Origin of the sequence: Halomonas caseinilytica (assembly GCF_001662285.1) — a bacterium.
Classification (GTDB): domain Bacteria; phylum Pseudomonadota; class Gammaproteobacteria; order Pseudomonadales; family Halomonadaceae; genus Halomonas; species Halomonas caseinilytica.
Window position 1 is genome coordinate 89,211 of sequence record NZ_BDEO01000005.1, and the last position, 18,023, is coordinate 107,233.

The window sequence follows — 18,023 nt, forward strand, 5'->3', positions numbered from 1 at the left end:
TCATTTCCAACACGCCTGAGAGGTTACGCATGTTCCATTCCCAGCGACTCGTCATACCGCTTGCCGCCCTGCTGACCGGCGCGGCCTTCACCACCGGCGCCGCCGCCGATGAGCTCAACATCTATTCGGCGCGGCACTACGACTCCGACCAGGCGCTCTACGACGCCTTCACCGAAGAAACGGGCATCGAAGTCAACGTTCTCGAGGGCGATTCCGACCAGCTCATCCAGCGCATTCTCCGCGAAGGCGAAGCCAGCCCTGCCGACGTGATGATGACCGTCGATGCCGGCCGCCTGTGGCGCGCTGAACAGGAAGGCATCTTCGCCAGCATCGAGTCCGAAACGCTGGCCGAGCGACTGCCCGACGCCATGCGCCACCCGGAAGGCAAGTGGTTCGGTTTCAGTCAGCGCGTCCGCGCCATCTTCTACAACCCCGACAACGTCGACGCCGACGAACTCACCCGCTACGAGAACCTGGCCGATCCGCGCTTCGAGGGCCAGGTGTGCATTCGCTCCTCGAACAACATCTACAACCAGTCTCTGCTCGCCTCGCTGATCGCCCATCACGGCGCCGAGGAAGCCGAAGCCTGGGCACAGGGCGTGGTCGACAACATGGCTCGCGACCCCGAAGGCGGTGACACCGACCAGATCAAGGGTGTCGCCAGCGGCCAGTGCGATATCGCCGTGGCCAACCATTACTACTACGTTCGCCTGCTGAAATCGGATAACGACGCCGACCGGGAAGCCGCCGAGAAGGTCGAGATCCTGTTCCCCAATCAGGATGACCGTGGTGCGCACGTCAATGTTGGCGGCGCCGGCGTCGTGGAAAACGCGCCAAACCGGGACAATGCCATTCGCTTCCTGGAGTTCCTCGCCTCCGACGAGGCCCAGCAGGCCTTCGCCGCGGGCAATTACGAATTCCCGGTCGTCGAAGGTGCCGAAAAGAGCGATGTGCTGGAATCCTGGGGAGATTTCAAGAAGGACCAGCTCAACATCAGCGAACTGGGCGAAAACAACCCCGAGGCCATCAAGATCTTCGACCGCGTCGGCTGGAGATAGGTGGCTCATTCTCGCAATCCCTGCAAGTGACGGCCCGCGACATCATCGCGGGCCCGCCTTTCCTTCCGGCGCTCACCCCGGCACGCTAGCCGGGCATCTCGATACCGAATCGACGCCCCAGCCCCCGTCGCCCCGCTGACGTCAATGTCAGCGCCCGGCCGTCGAGGTCACGCCGTACCCACTCCCGACCGATGGCCAGTTCCAGCAGGGCCGCTCCCAGGGCTCCCGCCAGATGCGGACGACGCACGCTCCAGTCCATGCAGGGACGAGCAAAGCGACGTCGGCGAGCCCGCACCGCCGCGACGTCCACGCCCATGGCGCTGAAGGCTCGCGCCCCTTCCTCGGTCAGCCGATAGTCACTCCCCGCATCGGCAGCGGGCACCAGCCAGCCGGCCCCGACACAGGCATCGTGGAGCGTCACCGCCAGCTCGCCGGCCATATGGTCATAGCAGGTCCGAGCGAAGCGCAGGCGCTGCGGCGTGTTCGGCGCGAAGGTTGGCGCCGCTCCTTGCCCGATGACCATCAGCCCCTCAAGGGCCTCGGCGACGCTCGGATCCTCCAGCGCATAGTAACGATGACGACCTTGAACGTGCCGCCGCAACAAGGCCATTTCGGTGAGACGCGCCAGATGAGTGCTGGCCGTCGGCGGGCCGACCCCAGCGATCACCGCCAGCTCGGTGCTGGTCCGCGCATGGCCGTCCATGAGCGCGCACAGCATGCGGGCCCTCGCCGGCTCGGCGATCGCCGCCGCCACCCGGGACATCGCGAGATCCGTGACTGCCATATTTCGCTCCCGATCGAATCATGACCCGCGACAGGCACCGATACTGGGTCGGTACGCCATGTCAGGCCCCTGACTGAACGACTCTAGCGCCATCATGCCGGACACGCACAAAGGAATGCACGATGCTTACCCTCGATCCTCCAAGCCACCCGAATCCCTATCCTTCCTACGCCAACTTGCGTCAACACGGTGGCCTTCACTATCTCGAGGCACCGGGTCTCTGGGTCGCCAGCGACGCCGCCACCGTCGCCGAGGCCTTCGAGCAGCCCGCTTGCCACGTGCGACCGCACGAGGAACCAGTCCCCGCCACGATCGCCGATGGCCCCGCCGGCGAACTCTTCGGTCGACTGATGAGAATGAACGAAGGCGAGGCCCACCAGGCTCCCAGGCGGTTCCTGATGCCTTTCCTGAACGCCCTGGATGACGAAGAGATCGCCAGGCTGACGCGGTATCGACTCAGCGCATCGGATGTTCCCGCGCCATCGGACGCCATGTTTCGTGTTCCGGTCATGGTTATCGCCGCCCTGCTCGGATGCCCACCAGAGCACGAAGCTTGGCTGGCCGCGCAAACATCGCGTTTCGTGGCCGGCTTGAATCCGCTCGGCACCAGCGTCCAACGCGAAGCTGCCCACCGGGCCGCTGAAGCATTGATGGCGACAGTATCCCGCTTCGAGACTCTCCCCACGAGAGCCCAGGGCACACTGGCCCCGGACATCCTGGTCGCCAACCTGATCGGGCTGTTGTCGCAGACTCATGACGCCACGGCCGGCTTGATCGGCAATGCCATGCTCGCCCTGCATGCGCGCCCGTCGCTACGCGATGCGCTCGCTCACAGACCCGAAGGCGTGGCCACGATGATCGAAGAGGTCGAGCGCCACGACCCGCCGGTACACAGCACCCAGCGCTTCGTCGCGGCGTCCTGCCAACTGGGGGATACATGGCTGAAGCCCGGCGACACCGTTCTGGTGCTGACCGCCTCCGCCAACCGCGATGCTGCCCTGACTCCGGATGCCGACCACTTCCGCCTCGAGCGTCGCCAGCGCATCAGCTTCTCTTTCGGCGCGGGACGTCACCACTGCCCGGGAAGACGCCTGGCACTGGGCATTGCCACCCATGTCATCACCGGCCTGCTCGAGCGTCGTGAATACGTCAACACCCTTCACCATCAAGGCTACCTGCCATCGCGGCACGGCCGAATCCCCCGCCTCACTTCGACACAGGAGGAACACGCATGATCGCCGTCATCTTCGAAGCCCAGCCGCATCCCAACCAGCGTCAGCGCTACCTGGACATCGCCGCCGAGCTCAAGCCGCTGCTCGAGGACGTGGAGGGATTCATCTCCATCGAACGCTTCCAGAGCCTGGCCGACCCCGATCGCCTGCTGTCGCTGTCCTTCTGGCGCGACGAGCAGGCCGTCGCCGAATGGCGCCGCCTGGAGGCCCACCGCGCGGCCCAGAAAGCGGGCCGCCGTTCGGTATTCGCCGACTATCGGTTGCGCATCGCCCGGATCGAGCGCGACTACGGCTTGCACGACCGCGAGCAAGCACCCCCTGACAGCCGCACAGTCCACGCGGACCGCTGACTCAGTGTGCTTCGTCCCAGTTGGCGCCGCTCTCCGCCTCGACGGTCAGCGACACGTCGAGCTCGGCGGCGCTTTGCATGCGGGCCTTGACCTGTTCAATGAAGGTGTCGACCTCGCTTTCCGCGACCTCGAAGACCAGTTCATCATGAACCTGCATGACCATGATGGCATCGATGTCATCCTCGGCCAGCCAGTCGTCGACATCAATCATGGCACGCTTGATGATGTCCGCGGCCGTGCCCTGCATCGGCGCGTTGATCGCGGTACGCTCGGCGCCCTGGCGCCGATTGCGATTCTGGGAGTGGATCTCCGGCAGATGGAGCCGTCGACCGAAGACGGTTTCCACATAGCCGTCCTCCGCTGCCTGGGCGCGAATGCGCTCCATGTAGCGCGCCACGCCGGGGTAGCGGTCGAAATAGCGATCGATGTAGATCTGCGCCTGGTTGCGCTCGATATGCAGTTGGCGCCCCAGTCCCCAGGCGCTCATCCCGTAGATCAGCCCGAAGTTGATCGCCTTGGCGCTGCGCCGCTGCTCGCCGGAGACCTTGTCGAGCGCCACGCCGAAGACCTCGGCGGCGGTGGCGGCGTGGATGTCGCGGCCCTCGGCGAAGGCATCGAGCAAGCCCTTGTCGCCCGACAGGTGCGCCATGATGCGCAGCTCGATCTGTGAGTAGTCGGCGGCGACGAGCCGGTAGCCCGGTCGGGCCACGAATGCCTGGCGGATGCGTCGGCCCTGCTCGGTGCGAATGGGGATGTTCTGCAGGTTGGGGTCGGACGACGACAGGCGCCCGGTCGCGGTGACCGCCTGGTGGTAACTGGTGTGCAGACGCCCGGTCGAAGGATCGACCAGCTTGGGCAGCTTGTCGGTGTAGGTGGAGCGCAACTTGGAGAAGCCGCGATGCTCCATGATCACCTTGGGCAACGGATACTCCAGCGCCAGCTCCTCGAGCACGGCCTCGGCAGTCGAGGGCGCGCCCTTGGGCGTCTTCTTGATGACCGGAATCTTCTGCTCTTCGAACAGGATCTCGCCCAGTTGCTTGGGTGAACCGAGGTTGAACTCGCGACCAGCCAGTTCATGGGCGCGCTGTTCGAGCTCGCGGATGCGCTCGTCCAGCTCCCGGCTCTGCTCGTGGAGCCGCTCGGGATCCAGCGCGACCCCGTTGCGCTCCATTCGCGACAATACCTGGACCAGCGGTCGTTCTATGTTGTCGAGCACCTCGGCCAGCCGACCCTGCCCGTCGACCCGCGGGCGTAGTTCGCGGTGCAGCCGCAAGGTGATATCGACATCCTCGCAGGCATAGGGCGCGGCCTGCTCCAGAGCAACCTGATTGAAAGTGAGCTGCTTGGCGCCCTTGCCGGCGATCTCCTCGAAGCTCACCGTCTTCTCGCCCAGGTACTTCAACGCCAGGGAATCCATGTCGTGGCGGGTGGCCGTGGAATCCAGCACATAGGATTCGAGCATGGTGTCGTGCAGGGCACCGGCCACTTCGTAGCCGTGACGCGCCAGCACCGAGATGTCGTACTTCAGGTTCTGGCCAATCTTGGCCTTGCCGGCATCGGCCCACAAGGGGGCCAGCGCCTCGAGCACGGCCTGGCGATCGAGTTGCTCAGGCGCATCCAGGTAATCGTGCGCCAGCGGAATGTAGGCCGCTTCCCCTGGTTCCAGGGCAAGTCCCACGCCGACGATGTCGGCCTCCATGTAGGAGAGGCTGGTGGTCTCCAGATCGAAGCAGAAGGCCTCGCTGTCCGCAAGACGCGCCAGCCACTCGTCCAGCACCGCCTGCTCGGTGATCACCACATCGCGGCGCGTTCCGCTCCCGCCGGCCTCCTCCGCGTCACTCGCCTCGGGCGTGGCAGTGCCCCCCGCCACGTCATCGACACCCTCGTCATCGCCTTCCAGCAACTCCGCCAGCCAGTTCTTGAACTCCAGTCGGCGATAGAGGGCGAGCAGCGCCTCGCGATCGGGGCGGGCGATATTCAGGTCGTCGAGGCCGACCGGCAGATCGCAGTCCGTCTTGATGGTGGCGAGCTCGTAGGACAGGAAGGCCTGCTCGCGATTCTCCTCGAGCTTCTTCGGCAACGTCTTGGCGCCACGAAACCCCAGCGTCTTGACCTTCTCCAGGTCGGCATAGATGGTTTCCAGCCCCCCTTCCATGCCCTGCAGCAGCCCCAGGGCGGTCTTCTCGCCGACACCGGGCACACCGGGAATGTTGTCGACCTTGTCGCCCATCAGCGCGAGAAAGTCGATGATCAGACTCGGCGGTAGGCCGAACTTCTGCTCGACGCCGGCGGTGTCGAGGGTCTCGTCCTTCATGGTGTTGACCAGGGTGATGTGGCCATTGACCAACTGCGCCATGTCCTTGTCGCCGGTGGAGATCACGGCATCGCGCCCGGCCTCGGCGGCATGTCGGGCCAGGGTGCCGATGACGTCGTCGGCTTCCACGCCCTCGACGCACAGCAGCGGCAGGCCGAGCGCCCGCACGCAGTCGTGCAGCGGCTCGACCTGGGCGCGCAGATCGTCCGGCATCGGCGGCCGTTGCGCCTTGTACTCGGCGTAGAGATCATCGCGGAAGGTCTTGCCGGGCGCATCGAAGACCACCGCCATGGGGCTGTCGGGATAATCCTTGAGCAAGCGCTTGAGCATGTTGAGCACACCCTTGACGGCACCGGTGGGCTGGCCACCGGAAGTGGTCAATGGCGGCAGAGCGTGAAAGGCTCGATACAGATAGGAAGAACCGTCGACGAGTACGATGGGGGTGTCGGCCATGAATCGGCATCCATTGATGTCTGAGTAAAATGATGTCCGGGAAGAAAGCGCCATCCTGAGTCCCCATGATACGCATAGCCGCCGATGTTTGCCGGACGGTATGCCTCGACCGGACGACGGCATACACTAGGGGAGATGACTGCAGCCCCGGAGATTGCCATGCTGTCCCTGTTTCGTCCGTTCGCCGCCTTGCTGGTCGGTGGCGGCCTGCTGCTCGCCGGATTGCCGGCCCTGGCCCAGTCCGGCGATTCGCCCGACCCCGAGATCACCACCCGCCAGGAAGCGGATCGCACCATTCGCGAGTACCGGGTCGACGGCGTGCTCTATGCCATCGAGATCCAGCCCGCCTCGGGCCCATCCTACTATCTGGTCGACAGGGACGGCGACGGCAACTTCGAGCGCCAGGAGGGCAACGATATCACCGTCCCCGAATGGGTACGGCAGGACGGCTGACCCCCGGTGCGGCACAACCTGCCCCGGTAGTCGTGCATCGACGCGCCAAGCCGCTACAATAGGCGATTTGGCACAGCCCGCGCGAGACACACATGGCCGTATTCACACCGCTTACCGACGCCCAGGTCGCGGCATTCCTGAGCCGCTTCGACGCCGGCTCGCTGGTTGCCGTCGAAGGCGTGCCCGCCGGCACCGAGAACAGCACCTTCTTCGTCACCACCGATCGTCAGGAACTGGTGCTGACCCTCTTCGAGCAAGGCGAGCATGAGGAACTGCCGTTCTTCGTCGAGCTGCTGGACTACCTCGACGAGCACCGTCTACCGGTCCCCGGCCCCCTGCACGATCACGACGGCATCGCCCTGCACAGCCTGGCCGACAAGCCGGCCCTGCTGTTTCCGCGCCTGCCGGGGCAACATCCCCATCATCCCAACCTGGCGCAGTGCCGCGCCCTGGGCGATGCTCTGGGCCACATGCACAAGGTCTCGCAACGCTTCCCCGGACATCGCCCCAACCCGCGCGACCTGCACTGGCTGCTGCCCATGCACCACAAGGTTCTGGCCTATCTCTCGCCCGAGGATCAGGCGCTGATGATGGACGAGGTGGAAATCTACCAGGGCTTCTTCGACGGGCATCCGGAACTGCCCCAGGGCGCGCTCCACGGCGACCTGTTCCGCGACAACACCCTGTTCGACGGCGACCGCCTGGGCGGCATGATCGATTTCTACAATGGGTGCACGGGCGATCTGCTGTTCGACCTGGCCATCGTCATCAACGACTGGGCCTCTCAGGCCGACGGTCGCCTCGACGCCGAACGCTACGCCACCATTCTCGCCGCCTACCAGGCCCAGCGCCCGCTGGAAGCCGCCGAGCGCGATGCCTGGCCGATGATGCTGCGCATGACGGCCCTGCGCTACTGGCTCTCGCGGCTGCTGGTGGTCTACGTCGACCCGCCGGCCCATGACCTGACGCCCCACGATCCCGATCAGTTCCGCACCATCCTCAAGCGACGCCTGGAGGAAGGTGCCCTGCCGCTTCCCGAGGTCACGTCTTGAAGGCCTCCATGAGCAGTGCCGCCGGCCCCGCGCATCGCGCCCGGCATACCTGGAACATCGATCAATGGGGCAGCGGTTATTTCGATGTCGATGATGGCGGCCAGGCTCTGGTGCGACCACTCGGCGAAGACGCCGAAGGGCCTGCCCTGCCGCTGACGACACTGGCGACACGGCTTCGCGAGGCGGGGCTGCGCCTGCCGGTGCTGGTACGTTTCACCGACATCCTCCACGACCGCGTCGAGCAGCTCTGTGCCGCCTTCGACGGCGCCATGGCCGAGGAAGACTTCGATGGTGGTTACACGGCCGTCTATCCCATCAAGGTCAATCAGCAGCACCGGGTGGTCGAGGAGATCCTCGCCACCCAGGAGCGTGGTCGCGGCCGCGTCGGTCTGGAGGCCGGCAGCAAGCCCGAGCTGCTGGCGGTTCTCGCGCTCTCCGGCGACGGCCCCTCGTTGATCGTCTGCAACGGCTACAAGGACCGCGAATACATCCGCCTGGCCCTGATGGGCGAACGGCTGGGACATCGCGTCTACCTGGTCGTGGAGAAGCTCTCCGAATTGCCGCTGATCCTCGAGGAGGCCGAGCATCTCGGCGTCGTGCCACGCATCGGACTGCGGGCCCGTCTCGCCTCGGTGGGCAAGGGAAAATGGCAGAATACCGGGGGCGAGAAGTCCAAGTTCGGCCTCACCGCCAGCCAGATCCAGGCTGTGGTCACTCGCCTGACCGAGGCCGACGCCCTGGGAAGCCTGCAGCTCGTGCACTTCCACCTGGGCTCACAGATCGCCAACATTCACGACATCCAGCGCGGCCTGCGTGAATGCGCCCGTTTCTACCAGAACCTGCTGGCGATGGGCGCGCCAGTGGATACCGTGGACGTCGGTGGCGGACTGGGCATCGACTACGAGGGAACTCGCTCGCGCAGCTTCTGCTCGATCAACTACTCGATGCGCGAATATGCCCGCAACGTCGTCTCGGCCTTCTCCCAGGTCTGCGCCAGCGAAGGGCTGCCCCATCCCCACCTGCTCAGCGAATCCGGCAGGGCCCTGACCGCCCATCATGCGGTGTTGATCACCAACGTGATCGGCGAGGAGCGCCCCGATACCCAAGCCCCCGAGACGCGCTGCCACGCCGGCGACCCGCAGGTAGCCGAGCTGTGGCGGGTCCACGACGAACTGCACGCCTTGCATGACCCGCGCGGGCTGGTCGAGGCCTGGCACGACCTGACCCAGGCGCTGGGCGAACTCCAGGACCGCTTCGTCATGGGTCTGGCCGACCTCGGTGCGCGTGCCGAGGGGGAAGGCGTCCATTCCGCTGCCTGTGCTCGCCTGCGCGAGCGGCTGGACCCCCGCAACCGCGCCCATCGCGAGATCCATGACGAGCTGGCCGAAAAGCTGGCCGACAAGCTGTTCGTCAACTTCTCGCTGTTTCAGTCGGTGCCCGATGTCTGGGGAATCGACCAGATATTCCCGGTGCTGCCACTCTCCGGCCTCGACCGTGAGCCCTCGCGCCGCGCGGTGATCCAGGACATCACCTGCGACAGCGACGGCCGCATCGATGGCTATGTCGACGGCCAGGGGGTCGAATCCACGCTGCCGCTGCCGGAATGGCGCGACGACGAGGAGCGCCTGATGGGCTTCTTCCTGGTCGGCGCCTATCAGGAGATCCTCGGCGATCTGCACAACCTGTTCGGCGATACTGACTCAGTGGATGCCTCCCTCGATGCCGATGGCCAGTGGCACTTCGACCACCTGCTGCGCGGCGATCGGGTCGCCGACGTGCTCGGGTACGTCAACTTCGATGCCGATGCCCTGCGCGCACGGCTCGATGAGCAACTCGCCGCCAGCGACCTGAGCGACGACGAGCAGTACCAGTTCCGGCATGACCTCTCCGCCGGTCTGGAAGGGTATACCTACCTGGAATGAACGGTTTTCGACGCATTCGACACTGACATCTCCGGTCCATTAGACCATAGTGATGGTAACGCTGCGTCCGGGACGAGGCGTCACACGGGCCGCCACGGGTGGCCGCCTTTGTTTCACAGGCTAACTATTATAAAATGAAATTAATCAACGACTCCGCAAGCACTGGATAAATCGACGAACGGATTCAAACGCCGAATGATGGCTCGGTACAGTCTGCTCCATTCGGCGGCACGGCGAGCGCAACCGAGATCGGGCTGGCGTGCGAATACCGGCATCGCGACCTTATTCAGGGCTTCTTCCATGGCAAGGAGCTTGGATCATGATCATTCTTTCGCTCATCTTCTGGCTGGTAGGACTGGCCCTGTTGGGAGGTGGCATCTGGCTCATCACCCTCGACGGTAGCTGGTACTACGCACTGGCCGGCATCGTCCTGATCGTGGTCGGGGCCTTGACGCGCTCGCGTCGCCCCACCGCTCAGATGCTATACGCGCTCTTCCTGATCGCGACCGCCGCCTGGTCGCTCTGGGAATCCGGTTACGACTGGTGGCCGCTGGCAACCCGGCTGGGCCTCTTCCTGGTGCTCGCCATCCCGCTGCTGATCCCGGCCAAGGGGGGCAGTCGCGCCGGCCTGGCCCTGCTGCTGCCGGTCTGGGCGATCATCGGTGTGGGCACTCTCGCCAGCCTCAGCGTCGACGCTCACCGTATCGAGGGCGAGCTGAGCCGCGACGTGGTCGCCGAAGAGCCGGCCACCGGGGACACGCCCAAGGAAAGCTGGCACGCCTACGGGCGCAGCAACCTGGGGCAGCGCTATTCACCGCTCGAGCAGATCACTCCGGAGAACGTCGGTGATCTGGAGCTGGCCTGGCAGTACCAGACAGGTGACGTGAAAGGCCCCGAGGACGTTACCGAAACCACCTACGAGGCGACTCCGCTGAAGGTGGGCAATTCTCTGTTCCTGTGCACGCCGCACAACTGGCTGATTGCCCTGGATGCCGATACCGGCGAAGAACAGTGGGTCTATGACGCCAAGGTGCCGGCGGAAAGCTCGCGCCAGCACCAGACCTGCCGTGGCGTCTCCTACCTGCCGCCGAGCTCCGGCGAGGCGGACGACATTGACGTGCAGGTCGCCAGCGGACCGGCCGAGGACCTGGACGCCATGCAGTGCGACGCCCAGCTGTTCCTGCCGACCTCCGATGCCCGCCTGGTCGCGGTCGACCCGGCGACCGGCGCACGCTGCAGCAACTTCGCCGACAACGGCGAACTCGACCTGCTGCACAACATGCCGTTCAAGCAGGCCGGCTTCTACTATTCCACCTCTCCCCCCGTCGTGGCCGACGGCAAGGTCATCGTCGCCGGTTCAGTCAACGACAACTATGCCGTCGAGTCTCCCTCCGGCGTGATTCGCGCCTACGACGCCAAGAGCGGTGAACTGGTATGGAACTGGGACGCCGGCAACCCGGACGAGACCTCACCGATCGCCGAGGGCGAGACCTATACCACCAGCTCCCCGAACAGCTGGTCGATCGCCAGCGCCGACGAAGAGCTGGGCATGGTCTACTTCCCCATGGGCAACCGCACGCCTGACCAACTCGGCATGTACCGCAGCGAGGCCGAGGAGAAGTACGCAAGCTCGGTGGTGGCGCTGAACCTGGAAACCGGCCAGGTGGAGTGGGTCCAGCAGTTCGTGCATCACGACCTGTGGGACATGGACACCCCGGCTCAGCCCAGCCTGCTCGATCTCGATACCGAGCAGGGAACCCAGCCGGCCCTGGTGATCCCCACCAAGCAGGGCGATGTCTATGTGCTGAACCGCGAGACCGGCGAGCCGATCCTGCCGATTTCCGAGCAGCCGGCACCCCAGGGCACCATCGAGGGTGACCATGCCGCCGAGACCCAGCCAATCTCGAGCCTGACCTTCCGGCCGCCGACCCTGCGCGAGGCGGACATGTGGGGGGCCACGCCGCTCGACCAACTGATGTGCCGCATCCAGTTCAAGTCGCTGCGCTACGAGGGCCAGTACACCCCGCCCTCCGAGCAAGGCACCATTGTCTTCCCGGGCAACTTCGGGGTCTTCAACTGGGGGAGCATCGCCGTGGACCCCAAGCGCCAGGTGATGTTCGGCATGCCGCTCTACCTGGCCTTCACCTCCACCCTGGTGCCCAAGGAAGGCGCTGACCTGGGCGAGACCAACCAGGGAGAACAGGGCCTGAACGAGAATGCAGGCGCCCCCTATGCGGTCGATATGAAGCCCTTCCTGTCGCCGTTCGGCGTGCCCTGCCAGCAACCGCCCTGGGGCTACGTGGCCGGCACCGATCTGCGCACCGGCGAGATCGTCTGGAAGCACAAGAACGGCACCATCGAAGACATGACGCCGCTGCCGCTGCCGATCAAGATGGGCGTGCCGGGCATCGGTGGACCGATCATCACCGAAAGTGGCGTAGCCTTCCTGGCCGCCAGCGTGGACGACTACCTGCGCGGCTATGACCTCAGCACCGGTGAGCAGCTGTGGGAAGCCCGCCTGCCGGCCGGTGGCCAGGCCACACCGATGACCTACCTCAACAGCCAGGGCGAGCAGATGGTCGTCCAGGTGGCCGGCGGGCACGGCTCGATCGGTACCACCATCGGTGACTACGTGGTGGCCTACAAGCTGAAGCAGGACTAGCCCTGCTGTCCCGGGCTTGCTGAACGCCCGGGGCAAGCCCCACCACGACAAGGCCCCGCCGGGTAACCCGGCGGGGCCTTGTCGTTGAGGTATATCGGCCGAGGCTCTCAGTCTGGCTCGGCCACGATGCGCCGACCCGGGTTCATTCCGCGACCCGGGTCTCCACTGTCAGACCTCCGGTCAATTGAAGGCGCAACGCTGCACCGCGAGGCAATTCCCCCACGCCGGCGGGCGTACCGGTCAGCACCACGTCCCCCGGCAGCAGCGTGAAGTGGCGGCTCATTTCCGCCAGCAGTGTCGGCACCGAGAACAGCATGTCAGCTCCCAGGCCGTGCTGTCGGCGCTCGCCGTTCACTTCCAGGGTAAACTCCAGGGCACTCCAGTTGGGTGTCTCGGCGAGCGGCAGGAAAGCCGATATCGGACAGGCTCCATCGAAGGCCTTGGCCACTTCCCAAGGCTGCCCCTTGTCCTTCAGACGTGCCTGAACATCGCGCAACGTCAGGTCCAGCGCCAGGCCAATCCCCGCAATGGCATGCTCCGCCTGATCGGGCGCGGCCGCACTCAATGGCTCGCCGATCAGCAATGCCAGTTCCGTCTCGAAATGTACCTCGCCACGCGCAAGCGGTAGCTGGATGGGCGAGGCCAGATCCACGGCACTGGTGGCCGGCTTGATGAACAACAACGGCTCGCTGGGCACCGGGTTGTTCAGCTCCCGGGCATGCTCGGCATAGTTGCGACCGACGCAGACGATCTTGCCCAGCGGTTCCGGAAAACTCCGGCCATCGGTGAAACGGGGAACGAAGCGCATATCCGACTCGACTCCTTCTACGGGTGAGGCCCAGCAGGGCCCGGCTCCTTCAGTTTACGCTCGAGTCAGCTATCCGGCGACCACGGCTCATCCGGCGCATGCGCCAGGAAGCTCGGGCGGCGCTTGGCGGCCGCATAGGGCTCGACACAACGATTATCACGACGGTTGTAGACGAAGAAGGCATTGCTGCGCGGATCCGGCGACATGTTGGCGTTGGAACCGTGCAGGGTGTTGCAGTCGAACAGCAGCAGGCCACCTGCCGCGCCGGTGGGCGCCTCGATACCGTGCCGATCGATCAACTCGCGCAGTGCTTCGCGGCTCGGTACGCCGAACTCCTGAGTCTTGAGCGACTGCCGATGATGATCCTCCGGCGTTTCGCCCAGGCAAGGCACGAACACGCGATGCGAGCCCGGCACCAACATCAGCGGACCATTGAAGGTGTGGTTGTCGGTCAGCACGATGGAGGCACTCACCGCATGCATGGCGGGCATGCCATCCTCGGCGTGCCAAGTCTCGAAATCCGAGTGCCAGTTGAAGCCCTTGCCTTCGAAGCCAGGCTTGTAGTTGATGCGCGACTGATGGACATAGGGCTCGCCCCCGAGAATCTGGCGGGCGCGGCCCATCAGGCGTTCATCGTGGGCCAGGCGGCTGAAGACCCGCGACAGGAAGTGCACCGCGAACAGCGAGCGGATCTCGTTGCCCTGCGGCTCGGTAATGGCGAAGTCGCGTCCGCGGAAATCATCTCGGGCCAGCAGGGCATCGAGCTCGCGGCGCAGCGCATCGAGCTCCTCCCCCTTCAGGAAATCCGGCTCGAATAGAAAGCCCTGGCGCTCGAAGGTGTCGAGCTGCGAGGACGAGAGCGGCCCATCGGCTTCGCCTCCCTTGACCACCGGCTCGCGGCGATTGAGCCAGGGGAGATCCAGCGGTTCGGACAGACGGGTCGGATAGGGATCCTCATCCGGAAGCGGGGCACTCCGCACCCGGCTCTCTGCTTCGAGGAAATTCAGATCGGTCTTGGCGTTCGCTTGTGGCAGCGGTCGGCTGGACGATGTCTGCACTGACATCCAATACCTCCTTATGAAAGTCGGAATGGTTCAGATTCGATCTCGTTACCGACGGCGGTCAGCCGCGGGCGGTCCATGCTGGACCCGCGTGGGAGGGTGGTGGCGTCAGGGGGAGTTTTCAAGGGGCGTGTACGCAATGAGGCCCGACACACCGGAGCGAGACGGCCCATTGGCGAGCCAATGGGCCGAGCATGGCAGCCCTAATGGGCCTTCATCTCGCGGACGATCGCGTCGCCGCTCATGCTGGAGGGATAGTAGGTCGGCCAGTTCGTGACCTCGTCCAGCAGGGCTTCCCGGTCATCGCCCCAGTAGAGGTGGTAATGGCCCGCATCGGTCGGGTAGATGCTGTGGTCGCTGAACTGGATGTACTCGGGCAACTCATCACCGCCTTCCTGCAGCTCGAAGATGAACCGCACGCCCCGGTTGCCGGCCTCGTAGGTCAGGATCTCATAGCCATCGTAGGCATATTCGCCGGACATCGTTTCGCCATCTTCATGGAAGGTCACGGTACTGCCGTCGATCACGATGCGATCGACATCCGTCTCGTAGCCCTTCGCGTAGTACGCCTTGTATTCCTCGGCGGTCTTCTCATCGCTCTTCTCCGCCTTGTAGGCCATGACTGGATCGAGCGTGCCATCCTGAAGGTAGGGATACACTGACTGCCAGTCACCCTCCCAGTCGGAAAGCGGCCGGTCCTTCACCTGGCTGTCGTCGAAATAACCTGCGTAGATATCGCTGTCATGGCCATGGTCGTGGTCGTGGTCGTGGTCGTGGTCGTGGCCATGATCGTGGCTGTGCCCATGATCGTGGTCATGCTCATCGTGGCCGTTCTCATGTGCCATCGCCGCCTGACCCGCCGTCATGGCCAGCAGGCTGATGGCCAGAACGCTCGCCCTCTTCATATATGGCATGCTCATGCTTCTCTCCTTTGCTCAACAGTTCGAGTGGATGAACCACTCGTTCTTTTACGTTATTTATCAATGTGTTACTGATGTCTCTCGATGCCGGACCACAAGCGGTGCGACACCGCGATCAGGCTTCCGTGGCGCATTGCGCCACGCCATCCGCCAACTGGCGAAGAAGTTGCGGATAAAGCGCTTCACCGAGCGACAACTCCGTTCCCAGAGGATCGATCACGATGGACGTGTCGATTCCGGTCGAGCCGAACACGTTTTCCACCAGTTGCGGGTTGAACTGCGGTTCGCTGAAGACACAGTCGACTCCCAGCTCCTGCACCATGTCCCTGAGCTCATCGATGCGCGCCGGACTCGGGTCCGACGCATCACCCAGAGAAATCGCCCCGGCAGCCGCAAGATCGAAGCGCTGCTCGAAATACTGATAGGCATCGTGAAAGACGATGAAGCGGGCGTCATGGGCACCGGCAAGACGCTCCTCCAGCTCACCGATCAGTTCCTCAAGCGCTTCCTTGCCGAGGCGTGCGTTTTCCCGATAGGTCTCCGCGTGCTCCGGATCGGCGTCGGCCAGCGACTGGGCGATGGCATCCAGCCATACACGGGCATTCTCCGGATCGAGCCAGGCGTGTGGATCTTCGCCATCATGCGAATGGTGATGACCGCCAGACGCATGATGATGGTCGTGGTCGTGGTCGTGACCATGATGATGCCCATGATCATGATCGTGGGCCTCGAAGGTGGCCCCCTGACGAAACGCCAGCGTCTTCGTGCCAGGCACCTCCAGCAGGGCGACGCTCTCGGCATCGCCGGCCAGACTCTTCAGCGATTCACCCAACCAGGGCGTCAGGTCATCGCCGATCCAGAACACGACATCGGCACGATCCAGCGCGGAGGCTTCCGATGGCCGCATGGAATAGCCATGCGGTGATGCGCCAGGCTGAATCACGAGTTCGGGGGAGCCCAGATCTCCCATGACACGATCGACGAGCGAATGGACCGGCGGGATGTCCACCGCCACATCCGGCACATCGGCGACCGCAATGGCCGGTGCTCCCAGCAGCGCCATCAAGCAATGGCGAGCGCGTATTGGCATGGCATCCTCCAGGGGCGCAGTCAGGTGAATTGAGCGGCAAACATTTATGTTATAACATAACAATAATGTCAAGCACGCCATCCTGCGCTGCCCAGCTTCACCCTTGTTCGCTTCCGATAGAGACACCATGACATTGCTGACCATCGAACACCTGGATGTCGACATTGATGGACGCCCCATCCTCGACAATATCCAGCTCACTATCGAGCGCGGCGAGATCGTCACCATCGTCGGCCCCAACGGCTCGGGGAAGACCACCCTACTGAGGGCCATCATCGGCTCGCTGACACCTTCACGAGGACGCATCGCACGGTCATCGGAACTGGTTCTGGGGTATGTCCCGCAGCGACTTCATCTCGACCCGACCCTGCCGATGACGGTGTCCAGGTTCATGGGATTGCCTCGTCGGCAGCACGCCGAGCGGATCGACCAGGCTCTCGAGCGGGCAGGCGCCGCCGGGCTGAGCCAACAGCAGATGAATTCACTGTCGGGCGGCCAATTCCAGCGCATCCTGCTGGCCCGCGCCTTGCTGGAGTCCCCCGACCTGTTGATTCTCGACGAAGCGACCCAGGGACTCGACCAGCGCGGTGTCGCCGACTTCTACCGCCAGCTGGAAAGCGTACGCCGCGAGCTCGGCTGCGGCGTTCTGATGGTCAGCCACGAACTGCATGTCGTGATGCGCGCCTCGGATCGCGTCGTCTGCCTGAACGGGGCCATCTGCTGCGAAGGCACGCCGGAGCGCGTGGCTTCCTCGCCAGCCTACCGCGCCATGTTCGGGCACGACACTCAGGATGCCTTCGCCCTGTACCGTCACGACCACTCCCATCAACAAGCGCCAGCGGAGTTGGCCTCATGATCCTCGACGACTTTCTGGTTCGCGCCGCCCTGGCCGGCATCGGCGTTGCCCTGGCCGCCGCACCACTGGGTTGTTTCGTGGTGTGGCGGCGCATGGCCTATTTCGGCGATGCCACCGCTCACGCCGCGGTCCTCGGCGTGGCCCTCTCGCTGGTCCTGTCGACCTCGATCCTCGCCGGCGTGCTGGTCACGTCACTGGTCATGGCGACGATCGTCTCGTCACTGAGCGGACGGGGCTATGCCATGGATACTCTGCTTGGCGTCATGGCTCACTCGGCCCTTGCCTTCGGCCTGGTGGCGGTATCCTTCGTATCCGGCGTACGTATCGACCTGATGGCTTACCTGTTCGGCGACATCCTGGCCGTCGGCAAGCCCGACCTGGCCATCATCTGGGCAGGGGCGGCCCTCGTGCTGGGATTGATGGGCTGGCGCTGGTCGAACCTGCTGACCGCCACCCTCAATACCGACCTCGCCTACGCCAGTGGCATCGACCCGAAACGCGAGCAGTTGATCCTGACCCTGTCGCTCGCGGTAGTCGTTGCCGTGGCACTGAAGGTGGTAGGCGTCTTGTTGATCGCCGCCTTGCTGATCATCCCCGCCGCCACGGCCCGCCCGTTCAGCCGCACACCGGAAACCATGGCGTTGCTCGCCGCCGCCTTCGGGGCGAGCGCCACCACCGGGGGCCTGCAGGCGGCCTTCTGGCTGGACACCCCGACCGGTCCGACCATCGTCAGCCTGGCCGCGATCCTGTTCGCCCTGTCCAGCCTGGCCGGTCGCGTGAAGGCCCGCGCCATGAAGGCCCCGGGCCAGTAGGGAAACGCTGATTTACGCGGGAAGCCAGGCCCGTGCCCGACGGGCCATCGCCTTCCCCACATCCATGTGGGTCACGCAAGGCGTCTGGAGCACAGAAGGCAAGACATAACATGAGGTTAGGCGAGCTTTCGACCGGGCTGGCGCACCAGCACCGCGTACCGGTTCGCCAGGAGCGAACCGGTAGCGTCGTTAGATG

The 18,023-nt window shown here is 64.6% G+C and carries 15 protein-coding genes; 9 read left to right on the forward strand and 6 right to left on the reverse strand.

The features are described from left to right. Positions 1 to 29 precede the first annotated feature (29 nt). The gene (locus tag HSDC_RS06055; RefSeq protein WP_064699048.1) at positions 30 to 1,058 is read left to right on the forward strand and encodes a Fe(3+) ABC transporter substrate-binding protein; all 1,029 of its coding nucleotides are present in this window, start codon (positions 30 to 32) and stop codon (positions 1,056 to 1,058) included. 85 nt (positions 1,059 to 1,143) lie between these two features. On the opposite strand, the gene HSDC_RS06060 is transcribed toward HSDC_RS06055, so the two are convergent. After that, positions 1,144 to 1,842 carry an ArsR/SmtB family transcription factor gene (locus HSDC_RS06060; protein WP_064699049.1) on the reverse strand — a complete coding sequence of 233 codons (699 nt, stop codon included), beginning with the start codon at positions 1,840 to 1,842 and terminating at the stop codon, positions 1,144 to 1,146. A gap of 122 nt (positions 1,843 to 1,964) precedes the next feature. Between HSDC_RS06060 and HSDC_RS06065 the strand changes: the two genes are divergently transcribed. After that, positions 1,965 to 3,077, forward strand: a complete 1,113-nt coding sequence (locus HSDC_RS06065) for a cytochrome P450 (RefSeq protein ID WP_064699050.1) — start codon at positions 1,965 to 1,967, stop codon at positions 3,075 to 3,077. Then, positions 3,074 to 3,424 carry an antibiotic biosynthesis monooxygenase family protein gene (locus HSDC_RS06070; protein WP_064699051.1) on the forward strand — a complete coding sequence of 117 codons (351 nt, stop codon included), beginning with the start codon at positions 3,074 to 3,076 and terminating at the stop codon, positions 3,422 to 3,424. The genes HSDC_RS06065 and HSDC_RS06070 overlap by 4 nt, the downstream gene beginning before the upstream one ends. A gap of 1 nt (position 3,425) precedes the next feature. On the opposite strand, the gene polA is transcribed toward HSDC_RS06070, so the two are convergent. After that, a complete protein-coding gene (gene polA / locus HSDC_RS06075) occupies positions 3,426 to 6,191 on the reverse strand; it encodes a DNA polymerase I (RefSeq protein ID WP_064699052.1) in 2,766 nt (921 codons plus the stop codon). Between the two features lie 159 nt (positions 6,192 to 6,350). Between polA and HSDC_RS06080 the strand changes: the two genes are divergently transcribed. The 4 genes from HSDC_RS06080 to HSDC_RS06095 all read left to right on the forward strand — a co-directional run bounded on the left by HSDC_RS06080 (position 6,351) and on the right by HSDC_RS06095 (position 12,280). Next, positions 6,351 to 6,644 (forward strand): DUF2782 domain-containing protein, encoded by a 294-nt coding sequence (locus HSDC_RS06080; RefSeq protein ID WP_064699053.1) that lies wholly within the window; start codon positions 6,351 to 6,353, stop codon positions 6,642 to 6,644. 92 nt (positions 6,645 to 6,736) lie between these two features. Further along, the gene (locus HSDC_RS06085; RefSeq protein WP_064699054.1) at positions 6,737 to 7,696 is read left to right on the forward strand and encodes a homoserine kinase; all 960 of its coding nucleotides are present in this window, start codon (positions 6,737 to 6,739) and stop codon (positions 7,694 to 7,696) included. 8 nt (positions 7,697 to 7,704) lie between these two features. Then, positions 7,705 to 9,618, forward strand: a complete 1,914-nt coding sequence (gene speA, locus HSDC_RS06090; RefSeq protein ID WP_064699055.1) for a biosynthetic arginine decarboxylase — start codon at positions 7,705 to 7,707, stop codon at positions 9,616 to 9,618. 319 nt (positions 9,619 to 9,937) lie between these two features. Beyond that, complete coding sequence (locus HSDC_RS06095) at positions 9,938 to 12,280, forward strand: glucose/quinate/shikimate family membrane-bound PQQ-dependent dehydrogenase (RefSeq protein ID WP_064699056.1); 2,343 nt, start codon at positions 9,938 to 9,940, stop codon at positions 12,278 to 12,280. A gap of 142 nt (positions 12,281 to 12,422) precedes the next feature. Here the strand turns inward: HSDC_RS06095 and HSDC_RS06100 are convergent, their stop codons facing one another. From HSDC_RS06100 to HSDC_RS06115, 4 genes are all read right to left on the reverse strand, one after another. Continuing rightward, the gene (locus HSDC_RS06100) at positions 12,423 to 13,088 is read right to left on the reverse strand and encodes a fumarylacetoacetate hydrolase family protein (protein WP_064699057.1); all 666 of its coding nucleotides are present in this window, start codon (positions 13,086 to 13,088) and stop codon (positions 12,423 to 12,425) included. A 65-nt stretch (positions 13,089 to 13,153) separates the two neighbouring features. After that, positions 13,154 to 14,152 (reverse strand): ectoine hydroxylase, encoded by a 999-nt coding sequence (gene thpD / locus HSDC_RS06105; protein ID WP_064699058.1) that lies wholly within the window; start codon positions 14,150 to 14,152, stop codon positions 13,154 to 13,156. 200 nt (positions 14,153 to 14,352) lie between these two features. Further along, the gene (locus HSDC_RS06110; protein WP_064699059.1) at positions 14,353 to 15,069 is read right to left on the reverse strand and encodes a metal-binding protein ZinT; all 717 of its coding nucleotides are present in this window, start codon (positions 15,067 to 15,069) and stop codon (positions 14,353 to 14,355) included. Between the two features lie 115 nt (positions 15,070 to 15,184). Beyond that, on the reverse strand, positions 15,185 to 16,159 hold the full coding sequence (locus tag HSDC_RS06115; RefSeq protein WP_064699060.1) for a zinc ABC transporter substrate-binding protein: 975 nt from the start codon (positions 16,157 to 16,159) through the stop codon (positions 15,185 to 15,187). A 127-nt stretch (positions 16,160 to 16,286) separates the two neighbouring features. Between HSDC_RS06115 and HSDC_RS06120 the strand changes: the two genes are divergently transcribed. Both HSDC_RS06120 and HSDC_RS06125 read left to right on the forward strand, forming a co-directional pair. Beyond that, a complete protein-coding gene (locus HSDC_RS06120; protein WP_064699061.1) occupies positions 16,287 to 17,015 on the forward strand; it encodes an ATP-binding cassette domain-containing protein in 729 nt (242 codons plus the stop codon). Next, a complete protein-coding gene (locus tag HSDC_RS06125; protein ID WP_064699062.1) occupies positions 17,012 to 17,827 on the forward strand; it encodes a metal ABC transporter permease in 816 nt (271 codons plus the stop codon). The genes HSDC_RS06120 and HSDC_RS06125 overlap by 4 nt, the downstream gene beginning before the upstream one ends. The last annotated feature ends 196 nt before the right edge of the window (positions 17,828 to 18,023 follow it).